This window comes from Streptomyces sp. NPDC059875 (assembly GCF_042731085.1).
Taxonomy (GTDB): domain Bacteria; phylum Actinomycetota; class Actinomycetes; order Streptomycetales; family Streptomycetaceae; genus Streptomyces.
In genome coordinates, this window is record NZ_JBHWJZ010000008.1 from 188172 (window position 1) to 202798 (window position 14627).

Below are 14627 nucleotides of genomic sequence, written 5' to 3' on the forward strand. Positions count from 1 at the left end.
CCTCGCTGAAGCTCACCGCACCACAGCGTCAAGGAGGTCCCATGAGCACCCCTGTCTGGATCACCGCGACCCCTCCGGCCACCCATGGCGAACTGCACATCGGCCATCTCGCGGGGCCGTACGTCGCCGCCGACGTCCTGTCCCGATTCCTGCGCGCCGAGGGCGAACCCGTACGGTTCACCACCGGAACCGCCGACCACGCCAGCTCCGTCGAGGTCCGGGCGCTGCGCCACCACCGCAAGCCCGAAGAGGTCGCCGAGGGCTACCGCGCGGCGATCACCGCCGACTGGCTGCGCTCGGGCGTGGAGTTCGACCACATCGTCAGGCCGCGCCGCGACCGCGGCTACGGCCGCTGGGTGCAGGACCTCTTCAGCCGGCTGTACGCGCAGGGCGTCATCGCGCCGCGCACGCGTCTCCTGCCGTACTGCGAGCCGTGCGAGCGCTGGCTGTACGGCGCGCACGTCACCGGCACCTGCCCGCACTGCGGCGTGGCCAGCGACGGCGGGATGTGCCACGAATGCGCCCGGCCCAACGACGGCGGCGACCTGATCGCGCCCCGGTGCTCGCTCTGCGACACCCCCGCGCTGTCCCGTCGCTGCCGCCGGCTCTACATCCCCCTCGAGCCCTTCCGCGAGACCCTCGCCGACTACTGGGCCACCGCCGGCCTCCCGCCCCGGCTCGCCGCGCTGTGCGAATCGCTGGTGGAGGACGGGCTGCCGGACATCGCCGTCGGCCACCCGGCCGACTGGGGGCTCGAGGTGCCGGTCGAGGGCTTCCCCGACCACCGCGTCGACGGCTGCTTCGAGGCCGCCGCGATGCATCTGTTCGGCTACGACACCAAGGGCCCGCTGCCCCGCCGCGCCATCCACTTCTGCGGCTTCGGGCACGCCTTCTGCCACGCGGTGCTGCTGCCGGTGATGCTCCTCGCCCAGGACATCAAGCTGCCGCAGGACTTCTGCGTCAACGAGTCCTACGTGATCGAGGAGGGCGTCCAGGAGGGCAACGTCTGGGCGCTCGACCTGCTCACCGAGTACGGCTCCGACACCCTGCGCCGCCATGTCCTGCAGGCCCGCCCGCTGGGCCGCCGCACGGTCTTCCACCGGGACCGGCTCGCCGTGGCCCGTCGCGAGCTGGACGAGAACTGGAACAGCTGGCTGGCGCGGCTCTTCGCCTCCGTACGCGAGGAGTGCGCCGGGCTCGCCCCGCAGGCGCTGCCCGGCGGCACCGGCTGGGAGATCCTGGAGCGCCGGCTGCACCGGGCCGTCGAGGACCTGCGCGAGGCGTACGGCCCCGATGCCTTCGACCCCCGGCGCGCGGTCGCCGTCCTCGACGAGGTGGTCCGCTCGGTGGCCGACTTCGGCCATGTCAACGCCCATGAGCGCTGCCGGCCGACCACGGCCTGCCGTCATCTCCCGGCTCTGGCCACGCAGCTGGCCGTCGCGTCGGCGCTGTCCGCGTGGGCGCGGCCGGTGATGCCGGAGGGCGCCGACCGGCTGGCCGCCGCGCTCAAGGTCGAGCCCGGCCGGCCGATCGACACCTCGGCCCTGACCGGACCCTTGCCGGGCACCCGGCTCGCTCCGCCGTCCGGTCCCGTCTTCGGTTTCTGACGTCTTCGGGTTCGGATCCACCCCCAGCCCCCCACCCCCCCATCCCCACCCGCCGCGTGGCCGTGCGCGACGCAACGCAGGGACACGTGGCCCGCCCTCACAGGAGCCCCACGTGTCTCTGCGCGTCGCCATGCTCAGCGTCCACACCTCCCCGCTCCACCAGCCCGGAACCGGGGACGCCGGCGGGATGAACGTCTACATGGTCGAGCTCTCCCGGGCCCTCGCCGAACAGGGTGCCGAGGTCGACCTGTTCACCCGCTGCCGCGGCGAGGGCCGCCCCCCGCTCGTCGATCTCGCGCCCGGCGTCCGGGTCCGTCATCTGCACGCGGGCCCGCGCCGGGCGCTGCCCAAGGAAGCCATGCCGGGTCTCGTCGTGCCGTTCTCCCTGGCCCTGCTCAAGGAGGACCGGCGCTACGACCTGGTCCACTCCCACTACTGGCTCTCCGGGCAGGCCGGCCGCATCGCCTCGGCCGGCTGGCGGATACCGCTGGTCCACACCGCGCACACCCTGGCCCGGGTGAAGAACGCGGCCCTCGCGGCGGGCGACACCCCCGAGCCCGAGCACCGGATCCGCGGCGAGCACCAAGTGGTCCACTCCGCGGACCGGTTGATCGCCAACACGGTCGACGAGGCCGAGGCGCTGCACGCGCTGTACGGGGCGGCGGGGCCGCGCACCGAGGTGGTGCGGCCGGGCGTCGATCTGCGCACCTTCGGGCCGGGGGAGGGGCGTGCGGCGGCCAGGGCGAGGCTCGGGCTGCCGGCCGATGCCTTCATCCCCCTGTACGCGGGTCGCATCCAGCCCCTCAAGGGCCCCGACGTGCTCGTACGGGCGGTGGCGGAGCTGCTGGCGATGGCGCCTGATCTCCGCCGTCGGCTGCTCGTCCCGGTCGTCGGGGGGCACTCGGGGGCGAGCAGGGAGGGTTCGGCCTGGCAGCTGGCGCGCGAGCTGGGGGTCACCGATGTGCTGCGGCCCTGTCCTCCTGTACCGCAGGCGCTGCTCGCGGACTGGTACCGGGCGGCCGACGTGCTCGTGGTGCCCTCGCGCAGCGAGTCCTTCGGACTGGTGGCCCTGGAGGCGCAGGCCTGTGGGACGCCGGTGCTCGCGGCGGCGGTGGGCGGGCTGCCGACGGCGGTGTGGGACGGGGTGACGGGGCTGCTCGTCCGGGGCCACGACCCGGTGGAGTACGCCCGCCGGCTGCTGTGGCTGGCGGCGCATCCCCAGGCGCGGGCGACGATGGGGGAGGCGGCGGTCTGCCACGCCCGGGGGATGAGCTGGCGCGCTTCCGCCGCCCGGACGATCGAGGTGTACGAGGCGGCTCTGGGGGACGCGGGGAGGGGCGCGAGGGGCGTGGGAAGGGATGGGGCAGGAGCGGCGGCACGCCCCTGCCCCGACGGCCTCTCTCTCCTGGAGGAACGAGAAGGCCGCACCACAAGCCTAGCATCTCTTTTGGTCTGACCAAAGGTATGGAACGCTCCGGATTTGTCAATTCCGTTGTATGGCAGGCGCATTGGCGGAATGACGCATCCACGCCATGGCAGATCCACGCATGGAGAAACTCTGGATCCGTTTCCCGGGGCGGGCCACCATGGAGATGTCTTCAGGGAGCGCCCGGCGGCACGGGCCCCCGAAGTCGGAATTCGCATTCCAACTCCTGGAGGAATCATGTCTGCTGTGCGTATCCCGGCCGTCCGCAAGACCGTCCGTCAGTTCGCCGTCGCCATGGTGGCGTGTATGGCCGTCGCGGGCGGCGCCGCTCTGGTCGCCGCCCCCGACGCCACCTCGGCCTCGACCTCCCGGCAGGCCGGCGCGGACAACGACTGGCCGAACGTGAGCCCGTCCCCGGTCGCGCCCACCAACTGACATGACATCGCGCTGAATTCAGCTGGGGAGTCAGCGGTAATCAGCTGAGAACAGGAAAGCCCCGCGGTCGCCGTCCGGCGACTGCGGGGCTTCTTCGTGCCCGAAGTGGATTTCCCGGTTCAGTCGAGCCAGCCGAGGCGCACCGCGCGCACCCCGGCCTCGAATCTGCTGGACGCCCCTAATTCCTGCATGAGTTCGGAGAGCATCCGACTCACCGTCCGTAACGACACCCCGAGATTCCGGGCGATCTTCTCGTCCTTCATGCCCGAGGCGAGCATCTGGAGCGCCGCCCGCTGCTGCTCCGAGAGCCCGTCGCCGCCCCGCTCCGGCGCCGCGTCGTCTCCGTACGGGGTCGCGGTGTGCCAGCAGTGCTCGTACAGGCCCAGATAGGAGCGGACGAGAACGGAGCCGCGCGCCAGGATCGCGCCCTCGCGGGGCTCCTCGGGCCGGATCGGCACCAGCGCGAACTGCTGATCGGCGATGATCATGTTCATGGGGATGACGGGCGCCAGTCGGATCTCCACGCCCAGCGCGACGCGCCGGCTCAGCAGTTCCGCGAGCTCGGGCCGCGCCGCGTCCCGGCTGCGGTAGATGGCGCGGACCCGCACACCGTTGCCGATCTGGCGCCGGTCCCGGTCCAGCATCCGCTCCGGGATCTGCCGGTTGGGCCCGCCGGGGTGCATGGAGGCCGAACTCTCCTGCATCACATCGGTGATGTCCTCGAGCGCCTGCTGGATCCTGCGGTAGTCGGTGATGGCCTCGACGGCGATCTCGGAGCGGGCGAGCGCCCCCGCGCGGAGGAAGGTTTCCGCCAGCGTCTCCAGGGTGCTGTAGGCCTTGTCGGCCTCGGCCAGATGATCCCGCAGCCGCTCGCGCTCGCGTTCCAGCAGGCGCAGCAGGGCGATCTCGGGATCGACGGTGGCCACCGTGTCCGTGTCCGGTTTCCAGCTGGCGTCCCGGACGTCGGCGATCGTGGCATGGGTCTCGGTCGTCGGCACGATCAGGCCGAGGGAGGTCAGTTCGGCGCGACATCGCTCGTACTCCTCCGGGGCGAGCCGCAGCGCCGCACAGGCCTCCCCGAAGCTCGACACGCCTCGCCTGCGCAGCTCCTGATAGAGGATCAGAAGGGGTTCGGCGCCCGGCTCTTCCGTGCCGTCGTCCGTCGTGGCCATGGCGCAGTGACCCCCCTCGTCGATCCCCGTCTCCCCCCACCACCCTGTCACAGGGCGCGGCGGATGTCCTCGCACGGTTCCGGCCCCGTCCCCGCGGACGGGCCCTCGCGTCACACGTCCCGTTCGTGCACCTCGCCGTCGAGGAGTCCGAGCCTGGCCGCCTTCACCCCGGCCTCGAACCTGCTCGCCGCGCCCAGTTCCTGCATCACCTCGGAGAGCAGCCGGCTGACCGTGCGCAGGGACACGCCGAGGTTCTTCGCGATCTGCTCGTCCTTGATGCCGGAGGCGAGCATGCGCAGCGCGACCCGCTGCTGCTCGGAGAGCCCGTCGCCGTCGTGCTCGGGCTTGTCCTCGTCGCCGTGGCGCGTGGCCGCGTGCCAGCAGTACTCGTACAGGGCGAGATAGGAGCGGACCAGGCCGGGGCCGCGCGCGAGGATCGCGGCGGAGCCCGGGTCGTGCGCGTCGGTGGGCAGCAGCGCGAAGTTCTCGTCGGCGAGCACCATGTTCATCGGTACGACGGGGGAGAACCGGACCTCCACCCCGAGCGCCGCCCGCTCCTCCAGGTGCTGCGCCATGTCCGGTACGGAGCTGATCCGGCGGCTGTACACGGCGCGGACGCGGACGCCGCGGGCGATCCAGCGCCGGTCGCGTTCCAGCTCCCCGGCCATGTCCTCGCGCCGTACGGAACCGGTGTGCAGGGAGTGCACCGAGCCGAGGACGGCGTCGCCGAGGCCGGCCAGCTCCTGCCGGATGCGGTGGGGGTCGGAGACGATCTCGACCTCGACCTCGGAGCGGGGGGCGGCGCCGGCGCGGAGGAAGGGGCCGGCCAGGGTCTCCAGGGTGACCTGGGCGCGGCTGGTCTCGGCGAGCCGGCTCTCGAGCCGGTCGCGCTCGCACTGCAGGAGGCGGACCAGGGCGACATCGGGGTCGACGACCGCGTGGGCGTCGGACGCGGCGGCTTTGATCAGGCCGAGGGTGGCGAGTTCGTCACGACATCGTTCCCGTTCCTCGGCGGTGAGGGCGAGTCGGTCCGCGACCTCGTCGAAGGCCGAGGGGGAAGCGAAGGCGGAGGCTGTGGACGCTGATGTGGAGAGGGACCGGGCGCGGAGCTCGAGGTAGACCGCGAGAGCCTGATCGCTTCCCGTACGCGTCCCGGTGGCGTTTTTGGACACAGCGCAGCAGACTCCCCTCGGATCCGTTCGGATCCCGTTGAATCGCCCCGCTAGACCCTGCCACAGATTCGAACGCGACGCATGGTGTTCAAGCCGTCTCAGTGCGACGCGGAGGTCTGTGCGCAGTCGGGGCACAGGCCCTTGAAGACGATCTCGGCGTCGGTGGTCCGCCAGCCGGGAAGGCTCCCGCGGGGCGGGGCGGGCGCCTTGGCGTCGACGTTCTCCACGCGGCCGCACTGCACGCAGAGGGCGTGCTGGTGCGGGGGGCCGGAGATCTCGAAGACGGCCGGTAGTCCGGGGCGGTCGAACTTGCTGACCAGGCCGGTCTCCTGGAAGTGCCGGAGCATTTCGTACACGGCCTGGCTGGTGAGCGTGCCGAGGCGCTCGCGGGCGGTGGCGGTGATCGCCTCCACGTCGAGATGGCCGGCCGAGGCGAGCACCGTGAGCACCTCGAGGCGCGGGCCCGTGACCCGCAGCCCGACGTCGCGCAGGCGCTGGATCACCGCCTCGCGGCCCGTCAGCTCATCCACGACTGCCATCTTCTCCGCCCGCCACCTGGTCGACCTGGTCGGCTCAAACTTTTGCAGGCATCGTACCTCTTGGCTTTCCTTGATGTCAGTCGTCCGCACGACAGACGAGCAGCACGCTCTCGGTCCGTTCGTCGATGCGGTGCCGCCGCCGGCCCTCGATGTGCAGGCCCGCGGAGTGCAGTTCGGCCGCGAGCCGTTCGGGGTCGACGATCCACTTGTCGGTGGTCAGCACGGCCCGCTCGGTGGAGAGTTTGCCGGTCCGGGCGGCGTAGTACGTGATCCGCTCGCTCATCTCCGCCAGGTCGAAGACCTGCCGGGCGACCACCCACTCGTCGATGCCGTCGAACCGCGGGACCTGGAAGGCCCAGGTCCGCCGCGGTTCGGCGACGAGTCCGGGGAGCAGGTGGGAGGTGTAGTCCAGGGCGAGGGCGCCGCCGGTGTCCAGGTGCGAGGCGATCTCGCGCAGCAGACCGGGGCGGGCCCGCGGGGGGACGGCGGACACCATGGCGCCGGCGAGCAGCGCGAGCCGGTAGCTGCCGTGCAGGCGGAGTTCGGTGAGATCGGCGCGGGTGGTCACGATCAGTTCGGCGACCTGGGGGCCGATGCGGTGGGCCCAGGCCTGGAGCCGCTCCAGGGCGGCGGCGTCCCGGTCGACGGCCTCGACGGCGAAGCCGTGCCGGGCGAACGGGACGGCGAGCCGCCCGGCGCCGGAGCCGAGGTCGAGCACGGGGCCGGGACCGCCGGTGGCGCGGGCGAGGCCGAGGTAGCGGACGATGTCCGCGCTGTGGGGGCCGAGCAGGGCGTCGTACAGCCAGACGGAGTCCTCGTCGCCGGGGGCGACGGACTCCAGTCCGGGGAGGGTGTCGGAGGTGAGGTCGTATCGGGACGGCAGGACCGGCGCGAGCGCGGCGCCGCTCTGTTTCTGCATCGCTCCTCCAGGGGCTCGCTCGGTCCATGCCGTCCGGACGAGGTCCCGTGCCGCCGGGCCCGCGCCGCGGATCCATCCTGGCGGGGGTGGGGGAGCGGGATCCAGCGATCGAGGCGGCGTGAACACGCGATGGCGTTCATCTGCCACCGGGTTGTGGGCAACTGCTCCGCAGGGCTGGGGGTCCCCCCAGACTTCGTCCGGGGGGACCCCCACCGCCCCAGCGGGACAGTTGCCCACACGGGCGTGGGGTGGCGGGCGTCGCCCCGGTGGGGCGCGTAGGTCAGAGCTCGCGGGTCAGGCGGGTCGGGGTCAGGGGGGTGAAGCCCCTCGTCTCGTAGAAGGGGAGCGACGGGTCCGACTCCGTCGGGAGGCTCACGCGTTGTTCCCCCGCCCCGAACCCCCGCATGCGCTCCGTCGCCGCCGCCAGCAGCGCCGACCCCACGCCCCGCCGCCGCGAACCCTCCGCCACCGCCAGCGCGTACAGCTCGCCCTCGCCCGGGAGCGGCACCCCGCTCGCCGCCGCGCCGACGACCGTGCCGGCCGCGTCGGTGGCCACCAGCCAGCCCAGCCAGCCCGGCGCGCCACCCGGAATTTCAATTTCCGCACGGATACGGGGAAGTGCACATTGCGTGGAGACAAGGCGGCGCGTAGGGATTTCGCCGAGTATTCCGTCATAGCTGCCGCGAATGGCGTCGGCCAGCAGCCTGGATATCGTCGTCGCGTCCCCGGCCGCAGCCGTCCGCACGCCAGCCAGCTGCATTGGTTCGTACCCTTCGATGTGCCGAGCCTGAGCGCCAACGTACCCACGATAGCCGGGAATTCAGAGCGATGTGACCGATGCGAAATCTACGAATTCACTTAGTAATTACGTAGTGAACCGAGTCAATTAGCCGGGGAAGGAACAGCAGGCGATGATCAGCGGCGCCACCGCGAGACCCGCCGCACCGATCGTCAACAGCCCCCGCAGCACCGGATGTCCCGCGCTGTGCGGCGTGAGGATCCGCCGCATCCGCAGCGCCGCCGACGGCCCGCCCGCCGCGAACGCCTCGCGCGGCGCCTGGCCCGAGGCGAGCGCGTACAGGGCGGTGGCCAGCGCGTCGCGCGTGCAGCGCCGCAACGCCCGGTCGTCCGCCGCCATTTCGAGCAGCAGCGGCACCGCCGTCCCGCCGTGGCGCGCCAGCGGAAGCCGCGGGAACACCGCCGCGAACCCCTCCGCCGCCGCCACCAGGAGGTGGTGCCGCCCGGAGATGTGGGCCCGCTCGTGCGCGAGTGCCGCCGCCAACTGGGCCTCGGTGAGCGTGTCCACCGCCCCCGAGGAGACCACGACCCGGCGCGAGCGGCCCGGCAGGCAGTACACGGCCGGCCGCGCATGGTCGAGCACGGTCGCCCGCAGCGCCGGGTCGTACCGTCCGACCAGCCGCAGCACCCCCGCGTGCCGCAGCCTCGCCCGCCTGGCCCGCACCAGCTCCCGTGCGTAGCCGGCGGCGGGCAGCGCGAGCACCGTGAGGGCCAGGGTGAGGGCCAGGTATTCGCGGACGGTGAGGGTGAGGAGCGCCTCCGGGGCGGGGAACCGGAGCCCCAGGTAGACGTCGCCCAGCCGGTGGCTTGCGGCCGCCGGCAGCACCAGGTGGGCGGGCAGCAGCGCGGCCGATGTGGCGAACACCGCGCCGCTCACCGCCCACACCGCCAGCGCGAGCCGGGGCACCTGCTGGGCCCAGCGGGCCCGCACCAGGAGCCAGGGGACCAGGAGCCCGGAGGACAGGACGAGCCCGAGCGGCGGCAGGAGGTGGTGGTTCACCCGACCTCGCCGCCCTGTGGGCGCCGGGCGGACCGCAGCGCCGCGTCCAGGGCCTGCATGTCCTCGTCGGAGATGGTCTCCACGAAGCGCAGCAGCGCGGCCGGCCGGTCGGCGCTGTCGCCGAGGGCGTCCTGCATCAGGGCCGCGGTGTACTCCTCGCGGCTGCGGACCGGTTCGTACAGCCAGGCCCTGCCCGCCTTCTCGCGGCGGAGCCAGCCCTTGCGGTGGAGGATGTCCGCCACCGTCATCACCGTCGTGTAGGCGACCCGGCGCCCCAGATTTATGTCGTCGACGATCTCGCGGACCGTGGCGGGCCGTTGCCAGGCCCACAGCCGGTCCATGATCTCGGCCTCCAGCTCTCCCAGCCGGCGCACGCGCATCCCCTCCCCCTCAGGTCCTGCACGGGCCGCCCATCGTACGGGCCGTTCATTCGGCGAAGATATACCCCCCAGGGGTACGATGGCCCGATGTCGACCCTCATGAAGAACCGCCCCTGCGCGAAGGTCTGCGGCCCCGGTCTGCCCGGTTCGGTGGAGCTGACGCTCCTCCGTTCGGTGCTCGGGCTCTGTCTTCGCCTGAGCGTCCGACTGTCCGCCGACTGCCCTTCGCACAAGGGCGGTTGATCCCCCACGAGAAGATCGAGGAGGCTTACGTTCTGATCAGCCGGGCGATGGCCTTGGAGGCCTCGCCCACCTTCACCTTCGCCTGGTCCCCGCCCTGGGCGATCGCCTCGGTGACACAGCAGCTGAGGTGCTCGTCCAGGAGGGCCACGGCGCAGGACTGGAGGGCCGCGTTGATGGCGGAGACCTGGGTCAGCACGTCGATGCAGTAGACGTCCTCGTCCACCATCCGCTGCACGCCCCGGACCTGGCCCTCGATGCGCCGCAGGCGCCTGATGATGTCTTCCTTGTGCTGTCCGTAACCGGCCACGGCGGCCTCCTCGGATGTCCGCAGGGATGTCGGCGGTATGTCAGCGGTCGGCGGCCTGGAAGCCGCGCAGGCGCAGGCTGTTGCCGACCACGAAGACCGAGGAGAAGGCCATCGCGGCCCCCGCGATCATCGGGTTGAGCAGACCCGCCGCGGCGAGCGGCAGGGCGGCCACGTTGTAGGCGAAGGCCCAGAACAGGTTCGAGCGGATCGTGCCGAGCGTCTTGCGGGAGAGCCGGATCGCGTCGGCCGCGGCCCGCAGGTCCCCCCGTACGAGCGTCAGGTCGCCGGCCTCGATGGCGGCGTCCGTGCCCGTGCCCATCGCCAGGCCCAGGTCGGCCTGGGCGAGCGCGGCGGCGTCGTTCACGCCGTCGCCGACCATGGCGACCGAACGTCCCTCGCCCTGAAGGCGCTTGACGACGTCGACCTTGTCCTGCGGCATGACCTCGGCGATGACCTCGTCGATGCCGACCTCGGCGGCGACGGACTCGGCGACGGCCTTGTTGTCACCGGTCAGCAGGATCGGGGTCAGGCCGAGCGCGCGCAGCCGCCGGATGGCCTCGGGGCTGGTCTCCTTGATGGCGTCGGCGACCTCCAGGACCGCACGGGCCTCCCCGTCCCAGGCCACCGCGATCGCCGTCTTCCCGGCCTTCTCGGCCGCGCCCTTGGCGGACTTCAACGACTGCGGCAGCTCCATCGCCCACTCGGTGAGCAGCTTCTCGCGGCCGACGAGGACCGCGTGGCCCTCGACGACGCCCTGCACGCCGAGGCCGGGGATGTTGGCGAAGTCCTCGGGGGTGGGGAGCGTACCGACCTTGGCGGCGGCGCCGGTCGCGACGGCCTGGGCGATCGGGTGCTCGGAGGAGTGCTCCAGGGCGCCCGCGAGGCGCAGCACGTCGGTCTCGTCCGTGCCGGCGGCGGTGTGGACCTTGATCAGCGTCATCCGGCCGGTCGTGACCGTCCCGGTCTTGTCGAGGACGATGGTGTCGACCTTGCGGGTGGTCTCCAGGACCTCCGGGCCCTTGATGAGGATGCCGAGCTGCGCGCCGCGGCCGGTGCCGACCATGAGCGCGGTCGGGGTGGCCAGGCCCAGGGCGCACGGGCAGGCGATGATCAGGACGGCGACGGCGGCGGTGAAGGCGGCCGTCAGACCGGAGCCGGTGCCGAGCCAGAAGCCGAGGGTGCCGAGCGCCAGCGCGATGACGATCGGTACGAAGACGGCCGAGATCTTGTCGGCGAGGCGCTGGGCGGCGGCCTTGCCGTTCTGGGCGTCCTCGACCAGCTTGGCCATCCGGGCGAGCTGGGTGTCGGCGCCGACGCGGGTGGCCTCGACGACGAGCCGGCCGCCGGCGTTCAGGGTGGCGCCGGTGACGGAGTCGCCGACGGAGACCTCGACCGGCACGGACTCGCCGGTGAGCATGGAGGCGTCGACGGCGGAGGAGCCTTCGACGACGGTGCCGTCGGTGGCGATCTTCTCGCCGGGGCGGACCAGGAAGCGGTCGCCGACCTGGAGTTCGGCGGTCGGTACGGTGACCTCGCGGCCGTTCCTGAGGACGGTCACCTCCTTCGCGCCGAGCTGCATCAACGCCTTGAGCGCCGCGCCCGCCTTCCGCTTGGAGCGGGCCTCGAAGTACCGCCCGGCGAGGATGAAGGCAGTGACGCCGGCCGCGGCCTCCAGGTAGATGTTCCCGGCGCCGTCGGTGCGGGCGATCGTGAACTCGAAGGGGTGCGTCATCCCGGGCGTACCGGCGGTGCCGAAGAACAGCGCCCACAGCGACCACAGGAACGCGGCGATCGTGCCGACGGAGATCAGCGTGTCCATCGTGGCCGCGCCGTGCTTGGCGTTGGTCCAGGCGGCCTTGTGGAAGGGCCAGGCGGCGTAGACGACGACGGGCGAGGCGAGGGTGAGGCTGAGCCACTGCCAGTACTCGATCTGGAGCGCCGGGATCATCGCCATCGCGATGACGGGGACGGCGAGGGCGACGGCGGTGATCAGCCGCTGCTTGAGGGGCCGCAGCTCCTCGTCGGCCTTCTCCTCGTCGGTGGGCCCGTCCGTGCCGCCGGACTCGTCCTTCGGGGGCGTCGGCTCCTGGGCGGTGTAGCCGGTGGCCTCGACGGTGGCGATCAGGTCGGCGACGGAGATGTCGGCGTCGGCGTCGAAGGTGACCTTCGCCTTCTCGGTGGCGTAGTTGACGGTGGCCTCGACCCCGTCCATGCGGTTGAGCTTCTTCTCGATACGGGCCGCGCACGAGGCGCAGGTCATGCCGCCGATGGCGAGCTCGACCTGGGCGGCGCCGGGGGTCGTCGTGGTCATTCCTGCTCCTCGGTATCGCGGAGTTCGGGGGCCGGGGCCCATGGGTGGACGGGCCCCGGCGGCCGGGGTGGGGCTCGGGCCTGTCCGGCGGATCGGGGTCGGACAGGTCCTGGGGCCGGACGGTCAGGCGCGGCCGGTGAGTTCGTAGCCGGCGTCGTCGACGGCGGCGGCGATCGCGGCGTCGTCGGGCGCACCGCCGGTGGTCACGGTCACCAGGCCGCCGGCGACGTCGACGTCCACGGAGATGACGCCGTCCAGCGCGGCGACGGAGGTGGTGATGGCGGTCTTGCAGTGTCCGCAGGTCATGCCCGACACCGCGTAGACGGTCGCGGTGCTGTCGGCGACGGCGGTCGCGGTCGCCGCCTCGCCGGCGTCGGTCGAGCAGCTGCCGTCGGGAGTACAGCAGGAAGACATGGGTTCCTCCTCGGTAGCGATACCCTGAGGGGGTATCTGGAACTGAGTCCAATGTATACCCCCCCAAGGTATGCGACGCAAGGCCCCACTCGACTTGACTTGATACCCCCCAGGGGTATGGTGAAGTGCATCGAACGGTTACTCACGTACGGGAGAGCTGCCATGAACACCGGAGTGAAGATCACCGCCTTCGCCGCCGCGCTCGCCGCGACCTTCGGGACCGCGTACGGGGTCGGCAAGGGCGTCGGGCCCGTGGGCGAGCCCGCGAAGGCCGGGCACGGGGAGCACGCGGCCGCCGCCGCGAAGCAGGACGGCGCGGGTGGGCACGCGGGGCACGAGGAGGGCGCCGCGAACGCGCCCGCCGCCGGTGGCCTCCAGGTCTCCGAGGGCGGCTACACGCTGGCCATGGAGACGCCGAAGCCGGCCGCGGGCAAGAGCGTGCTGAAGTTCTCGATCAAGGACGCGGGGGGCAGGAAGGTCACCGCGTACACCACCGAGCACGGCAAGGAACTGCACTTCATCGTGGCCTCGCGGGACCTCACGGTCTACCGCCACCTGCACCCCGTGCGCGCGGCCGACGGCACCTGGTCGACGCCTGTCGACCTCCCCGTCGCCGGTGGCTACAAGGCCTTCGCCGACTTCAAGCCGGCCGGGAAGGGCGCCAAGGGCGTGACCCTGGGTGTGGACCTGTCCGTACCCGGCGCGTACACGCCGCAGCCGCTGCCGGCCGCCGCGCCGACCGCGACCGTCGACGGCTATCAGGTCGCGCTGGGCGGCACCCTCGACCCGGGCAGGGCGGGCGAGCTGAAGCTCACGGTCTGCAAGGGCGGCAGGCCGGTCACCGACCTGGAGCCGTACCTCGGGGCGTACGGTCACCTCGTCGCCCTGCGCGACGGGGACCTCGCCTACCTCCACGTCCACCCGAACGAGGGCGGGCCCGGCCCGGACGTCTCCTTCACGGCGACGGCGCCGAGCGCCGGGACGTACCGCCTCTTCCTGGACTTCCGGCACGGCGGGAAGGTGCGGACGGCGGCCTTCACGGTGCACGCGGGCACCGGTCACGCGACCGCCCCTGCGCCGACGGGCAGCGCCACGCACGATGCGGGAGGCCACGCGCACGGCTAGTCTGGTCATTGGACTAGACCTGTAGCCGTCATTCATGGAGGAATGGGCTCGATGAGCAACCGTGCAGTCCTTGAGGTGATCGCCCTCGACGCGGAGGACGCGGTCGCCGCCCAAGCGGGCGGGGCGGACCGCCTCGAGCTGGTCACCGACATGGCGGCGGACGGGCTGACCCCGTCGCGGACCGGCTTCGAGGCGATCCGTGGAGCCGTGGACATTCCGCTGCGCGTGATGCTCAGACTCACCGACGGCTTCGCGGCCGGCGACATCGACGCGCTGGTGGCCCGCGCTTCGGACCTTCGGGGGGCGGGCGCGGACGAGTTCGTGCTCGGCTTCCTGACGGCCGATGGCGATCCGGACCTGGTGGCGGTCGAGCGGCTGATCGCCGTCCTGGACGGCTGCCGCTGGACCTTCCACCGGGCGATCGACCGCGCGCCGCACCGCGACGCGCTGCGCAAGCAGCTCGCGGACCTGCCGGGCCTCGACACCTACCTCACGGCGGGCGCGCCGACCGGCGTCGACGACGGCCTGGACGTCCTCAAGGCCGAGGCCGCGCGGGCCGGCGAGCCGGGCTACGAGCCGCAGATCCTGGTCGGCGGCGGCCTGCGCCTCGACCACCTCCCGGAGCTGCGGGCGGCCGGCCTCGACGCCTTCCACATCGGCGGCGCGGCCCGCCCCCAGGGCTGGACGGCCCCGGTCTCGGCACCCGCGGTCCGCGTCTGGCGCGAGGCCCTGGACGCGTAGGACGGACATACCGCGGGCCCGCCACGTCCGGCCGCGGG

The 14627-nt window shown here is 72.5% G+C and carries 16 protein-coding genes; 6 read left to right on the forward strand and 10 right to left on the reverse strand.

The annotated features are described in order from the left end of the window. The first annotated feature begins 41 nt into the window (after positions 1 to 41). The 3 genes from ACFV9D_RS12970 (at position 42) to ACFV9D_RS12980 (ending at position 3468) form a co-directional block, all read left to right on the forward strand. A complete protein-coding gene (locus ACFV9D_RS12970; RefSeq protein ID WP_385144696.1) occupies positions 42 to 1607 on the forward strand; it encodes a class I tRNA ligase family protein in 1566 nt (521 codons plus the stop codon). Between the two features lie 112 nt (positions 1608 to 1719). Further along, positions 1720 to 3063, forward strand: a complete 1344-nt coding sequence (mshA, locus tag ACFV9D_RS12975; RefSeq protein ID WP_385144698.1) for a D-inositol-3-phosphate glycosyltransferase — start codon at positions 1720 to 1722, stop codon at positions 3061 to 3063. Positions 3064 to 3270: 207 nt separating this feature from the next. Continuing rightward, entirely contained in the window at positions 3271 to 3468 is a 198-nt protein-coding gene (locus ACFV9D_RS12980; RefSeq protein WP_385144700.1) for a hypothetical protein, read from the forward strand. A gap of 119 nt (positions 3469 to 3587) precedes the next feature. On the opposite strand, the gene ACFV9D_RS12985 is transcribed toward ACFV9D_RS12980, so the two are convergent. The 7 genes from ACFV9D_RS12985 to ACFV9D_RS13015 form a co-directional block, all read right to left on the reverse strand. Beyond that, positions 3588 to 4640 carry a LuxR C-terminal-related transcriptional regulator gene (locus ACFV9D_RS12985; protein ID WP_385144702.1) on the reverse strand — a complete coding sequence of 351 codons (1053 nt, stop codon included), beginning with the start codon at positions 4638 to 4640 and terminating at the stop codon, positions 3588 to 3590. Between the two features lie 110 nt (positions 4641 to 4750). Continuing rightward, positions 4751 to 5812 (reverse strand): LuxR C-terminal-related transcriptional regulator, encoded by a 1062-nt coding sequence (locus ACFV9D_RS12990; protein ID WP_385144704.1) that lies wholly within the window; start codon positions 5810 to 5812, stop codon positions 4751 to 4753. A 98-nt stretch (positions 5813 to 5910) separates the two neighbouring features. Further along, positions 5911 to 6351, reverse strand: coding sequence for a Fur family transcriptional regulator (locus ACFV9D_RS12995; RefSeq protein WP_385144706.1), 441 nt, complete (start codon positions 6349 to 6351; stop codon positions 5911 to 5913). 76 nt (positions 6352 to 6427) lie between these two features. After that, positions 6428 to 7270 (reverse strand): SAM-dependent methyltransferase, encoded by an 843-nt coding sequence (locus ACFV9D_RS13000; protein WP_385144708.1) that lies wholly within the window; start codon positions 7268 to 7270, stop codon positions 6428 to 6430. A gap of 280 nt (positions 7271 to 7550) precedes the next feature. After that, complete coding sequence (locus ACFV9D_RS13005; protein WP_385144710.1) at positions 7551 to 7826, reverse strand: GNAT family N-acetyltransferase; 276 nt, start codon at positions 7824 to 7826, stop codon at positions 7551 to 7553. 330 nt (positions 7827 to 8156) lie between these two features. Next, positions 8157 to 9068: a M56 family metallopeptidase gene (locus ACFV9D_RS13010; RefSeq protein WP_385144711.1), complete on the reverse strand. Its 912-nt coding sequence runs from the start codon at positions 9066 to 9068 to the stop codon at positions 8157 to 8159. Further along, complete coding sequence (locus ACFV9D_RS13015; RefSeq protein WP_385144929.1) at positions 9065 to 9442, reverse strand: BlaI/MecI/CopY family transcriptional regulator; 378 nt, start codon at positions 9440 to 9442, stop codon at positions 9065 to 9067. The genes ACFV9D_RS13010 and ACFV9D_RS13015 overlap by 4 nt, the downstream gene beginning before the upstream one ends. A gap of 93 nt (positions 9443 to 9535) precedes the next feature. Between ACFV9D_RS13015 and ACFV9D_RS13020 the strand changes: the two genes are divergently transcribed. Continuing rightward, complete coding sequence (locus ACFV9D_RS13020; RefSeq protein WP_385144713.1) at positions 9536 to 9691, forward strand: hypothetical protein; 156 nt, start codon at positions 9536 to 9538, stop codon at positions 9689 to 9691. A gap of 25 nt (positions 9692 to 9716) precedes the next feature. On the opposite strand, the gene ACFV9D_RS13025 is transcribed toward ACFV9D_RS13020, so the two are convergent. From ACFV9D_RS13025 to ACFV9D_RS13035, 3 genes are all read right to left on the reverse strand, one after another. After that, on the reverse strand, positions 9717 to 9998 hold the full coding sequence (locus tag ACFV9D_RS13025; RefSeq protein ID WP_015035316.1) for a metal-sensitive transcriptional regulator: 282 nt from the start codon (positions 9996 to 9998) through the stop codon (positions 9717 to 9719). Between the two features lie 40 nt (positions 9999 to 10038). After that, positions 10039 to 12309, reverse strand: a complete 2271-nt coding sequence (locus ACFV9D_RS13030) for a heavy metal translocating P-type ATPase (protein ID WP_385144715.1) — start codon at positions 12307 to 12309, stop codon at positions 10039 to 10041. A 123-nt stretch (positions 12310 to 12432) separates the two neighbouring features. Beyond that, the gene (locus ACFV9D_RS13035) at positions 12433 to 12723 is read right to left on the reverse strand and encodes a cation transporter (RefSeq protein ID WP_385144717.1); all 291 of its coding nucleotides are present in this window, start codon (positions 12721 to 12723) and stop codon (positions 12433 to 12435) included. Between the two features lie 162 nt (positions 12724 to 12885). On the opposite strand from ACFV9D_RS13035, the gene ACFV9D_RS13040 reads away from it, so the two are divergent. Together ACFV9D_RS13040 and ACFV9D_RS13045 are read left to right on the forward strand one after the other, a co-directional pair. Continuing rightward, positions 12886 to 13848 carry a hypothetical protein gene (locus ACFV9D_RS13040; protein ID WP_385144719.1) on the forward strand — a complete coding sequence of 321 codons (963 nt, stop codon included), beginning with the start codon at positions 12886 to 12888 and terminating at the stop codon, positions 13846 to 13848. Positions 13849 to 13899: 51 nt separating this feature from the next. Beyond that, positions 13900 to 14589 (forward strand): copper homeostasis protein CutC, encoded by a 690-nt coding sequence (locus ACFV9D_RS13045; protein WP_385144721.1) that lies wholly within the window; start codon positions 13900 to 13902, stop codon positions 14587 to 14589. Positions 14590 to 14627: the final 38 nt, after the last annotated feature.